At 68.3% G+C, this 12,430-nt stretch carries 8 protein-coding genes, 1 tRNA gene and 1 pseudogene; 7 read left to right on the plus strand and 3 right to left on the minus strand.

Features of this window, described 5'->3' with window-relative positions; genetic code table 11:
- Positions 1-2: 2 nt before the first annotated feature.
- Positions 3-1,163, minus strand: a complete 1,161-nt coding sequence (locus MLJ35_RS14800; protein ID WP_243384968.1) for a sensor histidine kinase — start codon at positions 1,161-1,163, stop codon at positions 3-5.
- On the opposite strand from MLJ35_RS14800, the pseudogene MLJ35_RS16270 reads away from it, so the two are divergent.
- Positions 1,123-1,452 (plus strand): annotated as a pseudogene (locus MLJ35_RS16270) (formyltransferase family protein); the annotation flags it as partial. The gene MLJ35_RS14800 and the pseudogene MLJ35_RS16270 sit on opposite strands and share 41 nt — an antisense overlap.
- Before the next feature lie 78 nt (positions 1,453-1,530).
- Here the strand turns inward: MLJ35_RS16270 and MLJ35_RS14805 are convergent.
- Entirely contained in the window at positions 1,531-3,543 is a 2,013-nt protein-coding gene (locus tag MLJ35_RS14805; protein WP_243384969.1) for a polysaccharide biosynthesis protein, read from the minus strand.
- Between the two features lie 499 nt (positions 3,544-4,042).
- A tRNA-His gene (locus tag MLJ35_RS14810) sits at positions 4,043-4,119 on the minus strand.
- Between the two features lie 121 nt (positions 4,120-4,240).
- Here MLJ35_RS14810 and MLJ35_RS14815 point away from each other — a divergent pair.
- The 6 genes from MLJ35_RS14815 to MLJ35_RS14840 all read left to right on the plus strand — a co-directional run bounded on the left by MLJ35_RS14815 (position 4,241) and on the right by MLJ35_RS14840 (position 12,268).
- A complete protein-coding gene (locus tag MLJ35_RS14815) occupies positions 4,241-5,734 on the plus strand; it encodes a Do family serine endopeptidase (RefSeq protein ID WP_243384970.1) in 1,494 nt (497 codons plus the stop codon).
- 92 nt (positions 5,735-5,826) lie between these two features.
- Positions 5,827-7,089, plus strand: coding sequence for a response regulator (locus MLJ35_RS14820; RefSeq protein ID WP_243384971.1), 1,263 nt, complete (start codon positions 5,827-5,829; stop codon positions 7,087-7,089).
- A gap of 8 nt (positions 7,090-7,097) precedes the next feature.
- Entirely contained in the window at positions 7,098-8,420 is a 1,323-nt protein-coding gene (locus MLJ35_RS14825) for a hemolysin family protein (RefSeq protein WP_243384972.1), read from the plus strand.
- On the plus strand, positions 8,413-9,258 hold the full coding sequence (locus MLJ35_RS14830; RefSeq protein ID WP_243384973.1) for an NTP transferase domain-containing protein: 846 nt from the start codon (positions 8,413-8,415) through the stop codon (positions 9,256-9,258). The genes MLJ35_RS14825 and MLJ35_RS14830 overlap by 8 nt, the downstream gene beginning before the upstream one ends.
- A 4-nt stretch (positions 9,259-9,262) precedes the next feature.
- On the plus strand, positions 9,263-10,246 hold the full coding sequence (locus MLJ35_RS14835) for a phosphotransferase (protein ID WP_243384974.1): 984 nt from the start codon (positions 9,263-9,265) through the stop codon (positions 10,244-10,246).
- 45 nt (positions 10,247-10,291) lie between these two features.
- Positions 10,292-12,268, plus strand: a complete 1,977-nt coding sequence (locus MLJ35_RS14840; protein WP_243384975.1) for a hypothetical protein — start codon at positions 10,292-10,294, stop codon at positions 12,266-12,268.
- Positions 12,269-12,430 lie beyond the last annotated feature (162 nt).

The raw sequence follows: 12,430 nt of genomic DNA on the forward strand, positions 1-12,430 counted from the left end.
CCTCAAGGTGGAATGGCCGCTCGCAAAGGATAGGACAATTCCGATGGCAGCATGAAGCTGATCCTCATCCTTCCTTCGGCTCCGGGCCCCGCGGTCAGGGTCCCTCCGTGTGCCTCGAAAACCCGCCGGGCTCCCGGCAGCGTGAGCCGGCCCATTCCAGAAACCCGGAAGTAGAAGGGTTCGAACAGGCGGACCATATCGACATTTTTCATCTTGGCGTCTGAGAAATCCAGGTGCCCGGAGACCGCGCTCCTGCCTTTCGGATGGCTGCTTGCGACATCGAGCACCACGTGGCCGCCCGGCTCCTCCTGCTGCAGCGCGAGGCCAATCATGCGGGTAAAGGCCGACTGCAGACCCTGCTTGTCGGCATTGACCGCCGGCAAGGACCCTTCGATGTGGAGTTGAAGATCAAGGCCGTTTTTCGCGGCCAAGGGAAGGTTGTGCTCGATGGCTTCCCGCAGCAAGGGCTCGAGCGCGAGCATGGTCCAGGAGAGTCCCTGAGGGTATCCGTATTCCCTCAACTCCACGATGAAGGAGCTCATCCGGTCCAGGCTTCTCCGGATGTTGGCTCCGTACTTGCTCATCCCGCCCACGTCCGCGAACCGCGCCTCAAAGGCATCCAGGCTCGCCGAGATCCCGAAGATGAAGCTGCCGAGTTCGTGGACGAGTCCCGGCACAAACGACGCGGCCAAAGGTGAGCGTGGCGTGGCGCGCGATTCGGACCTTTGACGATCCATGCTCACGATGATCCGGATATGTGCACCCAGCAATCTCAGCCCTTCCCGTTGAGCCTCGGAAAGGGTGAGCGGGTCCGGTGACAGCACGCAGAGGGTTCCAACGACCAGGTGCCGATCATCGACCAGGGGCAGGGCCTCGGCGACCAGAAGCCCGTGTTTCTCCAGCAGTCGGGCCCTCGATTCGGGGTCGGGTCCCTGGGCCAGGGTTGGTTCGAGATCCGCAAGCTGTTCGCTCGTGAGACCGCTGCCATCACGGTACCAAGCGCCGATGTCGTCCTGCATGACCAGAGCCACCTGCGCGCCCGTGAAGGCCGCCCCGATGAGCAGCGAATCCCGCAGCAGGTTCTCGGTATGGGATTCGGTGAAACCATGCCGAGGCGGGGTAATGGACCGGGATTGGATCGGAAATGGACCGCCGGAATTCACACGGCCTCCCTTCGGGATCGCTTCAGGGGACAGATTGGCACCCCTCGATCATGTTTGGAATGCTCTGAGTGGGTTTCAAGGGGTGGATCCAGGGCCGCAGGCAAAGGAGACCCTCGGCGCCATCCGCGTGCCCGTGATGGACCCCCACTCCGGGATCACGCCCAAGTACCGCGGACAGGCCGGCGGACACTGGGCCCTCGTCAACGGAGATCCCGACCACGCCGGCGTGACGGTCCATCTCGCGGACGCGGGTGTCGACACGGGCGATGTGGTCTCCCAGGCCCGGATTGAGCCCGACCGCCGGAACACCTTCGCGACCTGCTTCTACCTGCAGGCGCCCGTCGGGGCGGAAGGGGATGCCAGAGGGTCAGTTGAACAGGGGGACTTCCTCGAGCACGGGCGGGGAGGGGCCCGAGGCGGCCTCGGCATACCGCCCGAGGCCCTGCGAGGAGGGCTGGTAGCTGGGCACGAGCTGCTTGAAGCAGCGGAGCATTTCCCGCTGGCGCTGGCCCTCGGGCAGGTGGATGGCCTCCCGGAGCTTGTGCAGAGAGACATCCAGGAGCCAAGGGTCTGGAGGGGGTTGCATGGCCTCGAACACCTTGGCCTGGGGGTCCCCATTCCCGTGTTCACTATCCATGAAGAGCTCTTCATAGAGCTTCTCCCCGGGCCGCATGCCGGTGAACTGGATGTCGATGTCGATGCCCGGGTTCAGGCCGGAGAGGCGGGCCATGTCCATGGCCATGTCCACGATCCGCACGGGCTCGCCCATGTTGAGGACGAAGACCTTCCCCGTCTCCCCGAGGACGCCCGCCTGGAGGACCAGCTGGCTGGCTTCGGGGATGGTCATGAAATACCTCGTCATGTCCGGGTGGGTCACCGTGAGGGGCCCGCCGGTCCGGATCTGGTCGCGGAAGAGCGGGATCACGCTGCCCCGGCTGCCGAGGACGTTCCCGAAACGGACGCTCACGAACCGGCGGTCCGCCGGGGCTTCGTCCGCCGCCTGCATGACCAGGGACTCTGCGATCCGCTTGGACACGCCCAGCACGTTCGTGGGGTTCACCGCCTTGTCCGTGGAGATGTTGACGAAGATCCGGACGTTGCCGGCGAGCGCGGCCTTCAGGACGTTGAGGGTGCCGAAGATGTTGTTCTCGATGGCTTCTTCGGGATTCCGCTCGAGGAAGGGGACATGCTTGTGGGCCGCCGCGTGGAAGACGATGGCCGGGTTGCACGACTCGAAGGCGCGCTGGAGCCTGAGGGAGTTCCGAATGTCGCAGAGCTCCACGGCGAGGTTCATGCCGGGGAACTGCCTGCGCAGATCCCGCTCCACCTCCCAGAGGCTGTTCTCCCCCCGTCCCAGGAGCACCAGGCGCCCGGGCCGGAAGGGGGCCACCTGCCGGGCCAGCTCGCTGCCGATGGAGCCGCCCGCGCCCGTGATGAGCACCACGGAACCCTCCACCTCCTGGCTGATGGCCGTGAGGTCCAGGGTCACGGGCTCCCGCCGGAGCAGATCCTCGATGGCGATATCCCGCAGCTCGGGCTTCCAGGGGCGGTCCCCGATGAGGTTCGAGATGCCGGGGACGGTCTTCACCCGCACGCCCTGGATCTGGAGCAGCTCGCTCAGCTGCTTCAGCTTGGCCCCGGGCACGCGGGGCATGGCCAGGATCACCTGGGTGGCCTGGCACTCCTTGATGAAGATCGGCAGGAGGTGGCTGTGGCCGAGGACGGGGATGCCGTGGATCCGGACCCCCTGCTTTTCGAGGGCGTCGTCCACGAAGCCGACCACCTCGCACTGGAGCTGGGGATTCGCGCGAAGCTCCTGGCAGAGCAGGGCGCCCGCCCGGCCCGCCCCGACGATGAGGGTCCGGTGGACGGACTGACCGTGGTTCCCGACCGGGTTCAGCCGATCCCGCGTGGCGAACCTGCGCTGTGACAGGCGATGGTAGCCGGCCACGAAGACGAGCCGGAGGGCGAGCCACATGGGGCAGGTGATGAGCCCCGCCACCAGGAGCAGGTTGCGCGAATCAAGGTCGAGGCCCAGGCGATCCTGGAAGACGGAGGCCAACAGGAGGATGGACACCATGACGATGGTGCCGAAGATGAAGGATTCGGCCTCCTCGATGCCCAGCAGGCGGAAGTGCTGGCTGGTGTACCGGAAGACGAGGTTCACGGACATGGCGAAGGCCACCCACGAGGCGACGCCGTACAGAGTCGGCAGTTCCTGGCGCACCAGGCTGGTCGCCACGACCCAGGAGAGCGCCGCCACCCCGGTGTCCAGGACCAGCTTGCAGGCCTGCCGGATGGCGGGTCGCTTCAGGAGACCAAGGGGTCCAAGCGCCTCGTTGGCCTCGTTGTCAGGGGACTGCAGAGCGTTTTCATGCATGAGGCACTCTGAATGAAGGAATTTAACAATAATACCTCTTGAGCCGTAAGCAATAGGCTAAAAAAAATGTTTATACCTTCCCCTCCAAGCTGGGGCTTCGAGCAGGCGCGGCCAGCGGGGGCAACCAACGGGGCGGATCCGGGCCAGGCAGGCCCGGGGCCTGGCTTCAGGCGGCCCAGTCCGGGCCGGGTCCCATCAGGCGCCTCGCCCGGGCCTTCGACCCACCGGAGCGGACTCGAACCGCATCCCGCTTTGCGGTTTGCCGGTCCCGTTGACGGTGGACTCCGGCCATACGTGTGTGGCTGGGGTGGGTCTGAGTCTCACCACGCAACCCGCCGGGGGCTTCGACCCACTCGGTCGGACTCGAACCGCACCCCGCTGCGCGGTCTGCCGGTCCCGCTCCCGACAGCCCACCGGGCTGTCTCCGCGGTCCCATTCGCGGGTCCGAGTCCCATCAGCCACCCGATATGAAGGCGCCCCGCTTCGCGGGGCGCTGATCTGGGGCGGCTGATGGGACTCGAACCCACGACACCTGGAATCACAATCCAGTACTCTAACCAACTGAGCTACAGCCGCCGTCGGACCATTCAGATTATCCGGGGCGGTCCCGGATGGCCAGCGGGAACCTTCGGGGGAGTGCGGTCATCGAAAGAAGCAGGCCGGAATTCGGCAAAGCGAGGAGTCTATGAATCGTCAGATGAAGCAGGTCCTGGGGTTGTCCGCGTTCGCGGCCGGCTGCATGGCCCTGGGGATGGGCCTCAGCTACGGTTGGCAGGCCCAGGCGCAGGAGGAAAAGCCGGTGACGGTGGAAGCGCGGGGTGCGGATCGCCTCCCGCCCATCGCGGAGGTGGCCGAGAAGCTGAACCCCACCGTGGTGGCCATCACCAACACCAGTTTCGTGAAGAATCAGCGCTTCCAGCACCCCCAGATCGGGGGCGATGACTTCTTCGACTTCTTCTTCGGCCCCGGCGGGCCGCAGCAGCGGCGGTCCCCGCGGGGCGGCGAGGACGAGCAGCGTGCCGTTTCCGGCGGCTCAGGCGTGATCATCAGCCCCCAGGGCGAGATCCTCACCAACTACCACGTCATCGCCAGCATGGGCGGCGCCGCGGACAATTCCCTGGAGGTGAAGACCAGCGACGGGAAGAGCTACAAGGCCACGGTCCTGGGCAAGGACAAGGAGCTGGACATCGCCCTCATCAAGATCGACGCGGCCCACCTGCCCTTCGCCAAGCTGGGCGAATCGGATTCCCTCAAGATCGGCGAGTGGGTGGTGGCCATCGGCAACCCCTTCGGCCTCGAGCACACCGTCACCCAGGGCATCATCAGCGCCAAGGGCCGCAAGCTCGACACCGGCGTCAGCTCCTTCCTCCAGACCGACGCCGCCATCAACCGCGGCAACTCCGGCGGGCCCCTGCTGAATCTCAAGGGCGAGGTCATCGGCATCAACACCGCCATCAACCCCGCGGGCCAGAACATCGGCTTCGCCGTGCCCATCAGCCAGGTGAACCGCATCATCAAGGACCTCCGCAGCGGCAAGCCGGTGAGCCGGGGCTACCTTGGCGTGGGGCCGCAGGATCTGGACCAGGCCTACCAGGACGCCCTGGGCGCCAAGGAAGGCGTGGTGGTGAGCACCGTGGAGAAGGGCCAGGCGGCGGACAAGGCGGGCGTTCAGCGCCTGGATGTCATCACCGCGGTGGACGGCCAGCCCGTGCGCAGTCAGGACGAGCTGGTGAGCGCGATCTCCAGCCGCCGGGCGGGCGATACCGTGAAGCTCAGCATCTGGCGTGACGGCAAGACCCTCACCCTGACCGCCACGCTGGGGGATCGGAAGGCCCTGGAAGAGCAGCGCCGTCGCGATTCCGGCGAGGAATCCGACGAGGAAGGCGGCCAGGGCGCCCAGGGTGAGGTGAAGGGCGTGAACCTGGAGAAGCTCTACGGGTTCACCGTCGAGCCCCTCGACGTGAAGCGACGGCTCAAGGGCGTGGTGGTGACCTCCGTGGACCCCCGTTCCCCGGCGGCCGAGCGCGGCCTGGCCCCCGGCCTGGTCATTACCGAGGTGGGCCGGCAGCCCGTGAACAACCTGGCCGAGTTCAACGCCCAGGTGAAGAAGGCCGGCGGCAAGACCCTGCTGCTCTTCATCCAGAGCCCCAACGGGGCCCAGAAGATCACCCTGGCCATTCCGCCCCGCTGAACCTGGCCATGACCCGATCCGGAGCCCCGGTCCACCCGGGGCTCCGGCCGTTCAGGGTAAACTCGAAGGTTCAACCAGGGTAAGGATCAATCATGGGCCTGCGCCTCCTTCTTGTGGACAGCGACCGGAGCTTCCTCAAGGAGCACAAGGTCAGCCTGGAGGCGGCCTTCGATCTGGAGGTGGCCAGCTCGCCGGACGGCGTGGTGGAGCGCCTGGAGCGGGGCGACTACGCGGCCGCGCTCATCTGCGTCGAGGTGGCGGACAACAAGGGCTACGCGCTCTGCTCGACCCTCCGGAGGCAGCCGGCCCTGGCCGCGCTGAAGATCGCCCTCATCAGCGCCAAGGCCACGGAAGAGGAGTACCGCAGGCACCAGAGCCTCAAGGGCCGGGCGGACCTCTATCTGCGAAAGCCCATCGCCCCCAGCGCCCTGGTGGCGGCCCTCTCGCCCCTGGTGCCCGCCCGCGCGGTGGATCCGGATAATCCCCTGGGCGACCTGGCGGACGTGGAGGGGGGTGACGACTGGCTGGACAACCTGCGGGGCGCGATGGCCCCGCCCTCCCCGGCGCCAACCCCGGCAACGACGTCTGTGTCGACGCCCAGCCCCGAACCGCCGCCTACCTCTCCCGTCCCCGCCGCCGCGAAACAAGGCCGGTCCACGCGGCCGCCGGACACCACCCGTGCCCATCTGCTGGAGGAGCAGGTCGTCGCCCTCCGGGAGGAACTGCGGGTGAGGGACCAGCAGCTCCGGGAGGCCGAGGATTATCTCCACGAGCGCATCGGGGCCGCCACCCTGAACCTCGATGAAATCGCGGCCAGGGATCGCGATCTCGCCGCGGCCCGGCAGGAGGCCGAGGATGCCCGGGCGGCTTCGGACCGGCTCGAGAAGGACCTGGCAGCGCTGAAGTCCGCCATGCAGGTCCAGGAACGGGAACAGGCTGATCTCAAGGCCCGGCTGAAGCAGGCGGAGGCCAAGCTCGCCGCCAGCGTCGCCGGCGCCCAGGAACGGGAGCAGGAGCTGCAGTCCAGCCAGGAGGCGCTCCAGCAGCGCGAGAAAGAGGCCCTCCGCCTCACGTCCCAGGTGGCGGGGCTGCGTCAGCAGCTCGACGAGGCCCTCGTCCAGCACGATGGCGAGCGGTTGGAACTGATGAACGGGATGGACCAGAAGGAGACGGAGCTGGCCCGCCTGAAGCAGGAACTGGCGGAACAGCGGGAGGCCCACGCGGTGCTCGAACGCGAGAAGCAGGCCGCCTATGGGCAGCTCTCCGAGCACCGGGACCGCCTCCGGAACCTGGATAACCTCCTCCGGGAGGTCCAGGATCACCTGCGGCGGGGATCCGACCTCGCCAAGGGCTGAGGATCCCGATGTCCCTCCTCGCAGCCCTCGTCTGCGCCGCCCTCCTCCTGCTCAGCGCGTTTTTCGTGATGGCGGAGTTCGCGGCTGTGCGCGTGCGCCCCACCCAGCTGGAGGCCCTGGCGGACACCGACTCCCGCGCCGCCTCCGCACTGGAGGTCCATCGCGCGCTGGGCCACCACCTTTCCTCGATCCAGGCTGGCATCGTGCTTTGCGCTTTGGCCCTGGGCGCCGTCGGGGAGGAACTGTTCAGCCACCTCTTCCGCGCCTTGTTCGGCCACCTGCCGTGGCCCGCGCTGGTGGCGCCCGTGAGTTCCGGTTTCGCCCTGCTGGTGATGACCACCCTGGACGTGGTGCTGGCGGAGCTGGTGCCCCGGAGCCTGGCCATCCGCGCCGCCCTGCCCTGGGCCCTCCGCACCGCCGCCCCCCTGCTGGCCTGGTCGCGCCTGGTGCGCCCCCTGACCTGGGTCCTCATCCGCCTGAGCCACCTGGTGCTGCGGGCTGTGGGCCTCCATCCCGAATCCAGCGCGGAGGACCTGGTGCCTTCCGAGGCCGAGTTCCGGCGCATGCTCGAGCGCAGCCAGGCGGAAGGCCGCCTGGACCTCGACCGCAAGGAGCTGATCGAGAACCTCTTCGACTTCAGCCGCCGCACCGTGAAGGAGATCGCCGTGCCCCGGGCGCAGGTCGTGTCCTTCGACCTCCACCAGGACCTGGAGGCCAACCTGGCCCTGGCCCGCACCACCGTCCACACCCGCATCCCGCTGGTGGAGGGCGACCTGGATCGGGTGGTGGGCGTCGTGCACCTCAAGGAGCTGCTCTGGGCCATGCAGGACGGCCCGGCGCCCGTGGATCTGCGGGCCCTGGCGCGGCCCGCCTTCTTCGTGCCGGAGATGAAGCCCATCCAGGGTCTGCTGCTGGAGTTCCAGCAGCGCAAGCAGCACCTGGCCCTGGTGGTGAACGAGCACGGCGGCGTGGACGGCCTGGTGACGCTGGAGGACGTGCTGGAGGAGCTGGTGGGCGAGATCCAGGACGAGTTCGACCGCGAGGCGATCCAGCTTCGGAAGACCCGGGGCGGGGCCTGGCTGGCCCAGGGCGACGTCATGCTGGAGCAGCTGGTGGATCACCTGGGGCTGGACCTCCAGGCCGAGGCGGGCTCCGTGAGCCTGGGCGGCTACTTCCAGGAACGCCTGGGCCGGGTGCTGCGTCCGGGCGACGAGCTGCGGCTCGAGGGCTGGCGCATCCGCGTGCTGTCCATGCGCGGCCTGGCTCCCGGCCAGTTCCTCCTGAAGCCCCTGCCGGCGGAGTCCGGCGCCACGGAAGACACGGATGCCTGAGCCCCTTGATGGGTTCCTCCTGGCCGCAGGCCTGGGCACGCGCATGGGGCCCCTGAGCGCCTGCCTGCCCAAGCCGGCCTGGACCCTGCGGGGGAGGGCGCTCCTGCAATGGGGGGCTGAGGCCTTGCGCCGATCCGGGGCCGCCCGGATCGCCTGCAACGCCCACCTGCTCCCGGAACGCCTGCGCGCCGTGGCCGACGGGATCGAAGTCTGCGACGAGCCGGAGCTGCTGGGCAGCGCCGGCGGCCTGCGCCATGCCCTGGGGCGCGTGAAGGCGGAGCTGCTGGTGTGGAACGCCGACATCTGGGCCGATGAGGTGCCTTTCGACCTCTTGCGGACTCGGCATCGCGAAGCCAGGGCGACCCTCAGCTGGCTGCTGGTACCCCATCCTGGCGGCGCCTGGAACCCCGTATGGATGGACCACGAGGGCCGCGTATTGCCGAAGGGCGTGACCGGCCCCTGGGGTCCCTACCACTTCACGGGGGCCGCCGCCTGGTCGCCAGAGGCGCTGGACCTGCTGCCCGAGGGCCCCAGCGAGATGAACGACCTGCGCCCGCGCCTGGCCTTCCACCAGGGGGTGGTGGCGGAGCCCTTCCCCTGGCGGGAGGTGGGGACTCCCGGCGCCCTCATCGAGGCCGCAGCGGACCTGGCGCCCGCCCAGGAGGGCCGCCTCCCCGGCTGCTACCTCCATGCCACCGCCCGGGTCCCCACCCAGGCCGCAGGCCGGCTCGCCCGGTGCATCCTGGGTCCCGGCGCTGCCCCGCCCTCCTCCATCACCGATGCGGACGCCCTCTGGTTCGAGGAGGGCGGCAACCAGGTGCGGCTGGGATTACCCTGAAGGGATGGACCCTCGTCTCGCCCGCGCCCTGGCGCGCTGGAACCTGTCGGATCCGCACTCCTTGGCGGGGGACGCGGGCGCGCGGCAGTACACGCGCGTGGCCCATCCCCAGCTGGGCACGGCGCTGGTGGTGCTGCATCCCCTGGACACCCCCGACAAGCCCGACGACAGCTACTTCGAGTTCCGGGCCCTGCAGGCCTACCTGGATCCGGTGCTGCGGGTGCCCACCATCCTCCAGTGCGACGACGGGGACCGCTGCCTGCTGGTGGAGGACCTGGGCGACACCTCCCTGGAGCGCCGCCTGGTGGAGCATCCCGAGGAGGAGCTGCGCTGGGCCGGGCAGGCGGGCTGGCTGCTGGCCACCCTGGCGGGGCCTCTCACCCTGGGTGCGCCGGCCCACGCCTTCTTCATGGGGCGCTCCTTCGATCAGGCCAAGTTCGCCTTCGAGTGGGAGTACTGCCGGGTCAACTTCTTCCGCGACTTCCTCCAGAAGGATCCCCCCCGCTGGCTGGACCGCATGATGGAGGAGGCCCACGCCAGCCTGGAGACCCGGGCCCACTTCTTCGCCCACCGCGACTTCCACGTGCGCAACCTCATGGTCCACGGGGACCGGCTGGTGGTCATCGACTTCCAGGACGCTCGCCGGGGCGCCGCTACCTACGACCTGGCCAGCATCCTCTACGACGGCTACTGGGACTGGTCCCGGGAGGCCGGACGCGCCCTGGTGGGGCCCCTCCAGACCGAGCTGGGCTGGAACCACGAGGCCCTTCTGGAGGAGCTGAACCTCAGCGCCCTCCAGCGGAACCTCAAGGCCCTGGGCACCTTCGGCCACCAGCTCGTGCACCGCCACAAGTGCCACTTCGCCCCGGCCATCCCGCGCACGCTGCGCCACCTGCGCGGCCACTTCCAGCGCATGAACCACCAGGATGGCGTCCTGGCCGCCGAACACATGCTGCGCCTGGCCGAGGACCGGCTGCTGAAGGGTTAGGTCACAAGCCGCCGCCAGTGCGCTGGGAGGCTGGTGAAGCGGGTTATGCTCTTGGCCATGTCCTCCGTGGAGCGCGAGTCCAACCCCCTGCTGCAGGCCCGGAAACTGGTCAGGGGCAAGGCGCTTTCCCAGCAGGATCTCCAGCTGCTGAAGGAGATCCTCCAGTTCACCGAAGGGGAGCTCGGCCCCCTGCTCGACTCGGGGCCCAGCCAGGCGGCGCCCGCGCTGGCAGCGCCCCAGCAGGCGAAGCTCCAGCGCTCCTTGGGCCTGTTCCTGGTCTTCCTCAACCAGCTCTCCGGCCCGAAGCAGGCGAAGGATCGCGTGGCCATGGGGCTGGTCCTGTCCCATGCCCTGAACGAGCTGAAGGCCCTGGCTCAGGAGGCCCACCTCGAGGTCCTCCAGACCCACAAGGAACCGGGCTGGGTGGTCTACCTCCTGGACCTGGTCGCCTCCCTCCGGACCATGGCCACCTCCTTCGGGCCGGAGGATCCCTACCAGCTCCTGGATGACTGGGCCGCCTTCCTGCAGGAGCGCCGGGACAGCTTCAAGGAGCTGCTGGCGGTCCTCGTGGATGGGCCCGGGGGTGAGGAGCGGGTGTCCCAGCTCAACAGCCGCATGAAGGCCCTCAACCGGGCCCTCCAGGGTGCGGAGGGCCGGCCCATCGAGGCCATCCACCGGCTGGTGGACCTCCTGGAGACCTTCGTGCCGCAGGAGACCCTCTCGCGGGTCGAGCCCCTGCTGCTGGTCCAGCATGTGCTCGACACCCTCCGCCTGATCCTCCTGTGGCCCCTGGACCAGGGGATCAACTGGGGAGCCCTGGAGCAGATCCGCGGCAGCCTCACCTGGCTCTGGAACCACCTCGGCTGGTCGCTGCCCCGCTATGACAGCGGGCGGCTGGAATCCATGCTGACCCAGGAGGTTCGGGCCACCCTCAAGGGGGTGCGGGGTTCCCAGCCCAAGGCCTTCCGTGTGCTCGCCCACAGCCTGGCCTCCCATCTGACCATCCTGGGTCTCGTGGACCCGATCCCCCCCGCGGGGAACATGACGGAGCAGGAGCGCTACGCGGCAGTGCCCATCTATTTCGTCGTGGAACGGGAGCTGGCGCGGCTCGGCGATCAGCTTGGCCGGAGCAAGATCCTGGAGGGCCTCCCGAAGGGGACGGAAGAGACCCTGCTGCTGTCGGCCTTCCTCCAGCAGGCGGTGTTCACCCTGAGCCAGGACCTGACCAGCATCCACGAGCTGCTGCACGAGGCCCTGGCCCAGGCGGACGCCGACCACCTCGCGCTCACCCTGGACCACCTGAAGAGCGGGCTCATCAACCACCAGCGGCAGCTGATGGCCGACCTGGTGAGGACCTTCTCGGCGGAACTGCGGCAGAGCATGTTCCCGAATTCCCCCACGCTGAAGGACGAGGGCGACCAGCTGCGCCAGCGCCTCTACCGCTTGTGGGAGCAGCTCGCCCGGCTCCTGCCCAGGCTCCGGACCCAGGTCCGCGAGAAGGACTACCTGCGGCTTTCGCTCACCCTCTTCCAGGCCCACAACCACGTGAACGCCTTTCGCCGGAGCCCGGAGTTCTTCCTCATCCGGGCCCGCGACCGCTCGGAGATGGACCGGCTGACCGCGGCCTTCGGCCGCATCCTGGACGCCCAGAGCGACCTGGAGTTCGCCCTGGTGAGCGGGACCGAGCTGGTGGAGGAGCTGTTCGGCTACCTGGAGGAATTCCTGGGCCGGATCAACGCCCGGATGCCCCTCATCAGCCATGACCTCATGGTGGCGAAGGAGGCCTTCCGGCTCAGCCAGCAGCTGCAGGAATCCCAGGGAGCGGGCCCGGGCCGGACGCGGCTGACCAAGATCCTCATCCAGTCCACCAAGAAGCTGGGCGTCCGCGACCCCCAGACCCTGTCCCTGCTGCGACGCTGGGTGCGGTCGGAGCGGGGCCGGCGGGAGACGCCGGATCCCATCGACGCCCTCAGCTCCCACCTGGAGCGCCTGGTCACACGCCTGGAAGCGGCGATGGGCTGAATGCCTCCTCGGAAGCGATTGGGGCCAGGCTCCCTGACCGGTCAATCATTGACCGCCATGGACAGATTCTGATCTAAGGCCGGGGTTCCGGATTCGCCGACCCTTAATGTATAACTTCCATTATATGTGTTGATATATTTATGAGCCGGGATTGGCCGCCGA

The sequence above is a fragment of the Geothrix alkalitolerans genome (genome assembly GCF_022808885.1).
GTDB lineage: Bacteria > Acidobacteriota > Holophagae > Holophagales > Holophagaceae > Geothrix > Geothrix alkalitolerans.

Excerpts from the sequence above, each read along its gene's own strand:
- MLJ35_RS14820 (WP_243384971.1), top strand. The coding sequence starts at position 5,827 with ATGGGCCTGCGCCTCCTTCTTGTGGACAGCGACCGGAGCTTCCTCAAG.
- MLJ35_RS14805 (WP_243384969.1), bottom strand. The coding sequence starts at position 3,543 with ATGCATGAAAACGCTCTGCAGTCCCCTGACAACGAGGCCAACGAGGCG.
- MLJ35_RS14840 (WP_243384975.1), top strand. The coding sequence starts at position 10,292 with ATGCTCTTGGCCATGTCCTCCGTGGAGCGCGAGTCCAACCCCCTGCTG.
- MLJ35_RS14815 (WP_243384970.1), top strand. The coding sequence starts at position 4,241 with ATGAAGCAGGTCCTGGGGTTGTCCGCGTTCGCGGCCGGCTGCATGGCC.
- MLJ35_RS14825 (WP_243384972.1), top strand. The coding sequence starts at position 7,098 with ATGTCCCTCCTCGCAGCCCTCGTCTGCGCCGCCCTCCTCCTGCTCAGC.
- MLJ35_RS14835 (WP_243384974.1), top strand. The coding sequence starts at position 9,263 with ATGGACCCTCGTCTCGCCCGCGCCCTGGCGCGCTGGAACCTGTCGGAT.
- MLJ35_RS14830 (WP_243384973.1), top strand. The coding sequence starts at position 8,413 with ATGCCTGAGCCCCTTGATGGGTTCCTCCTGGCCGCAGGCCTGGGCACG.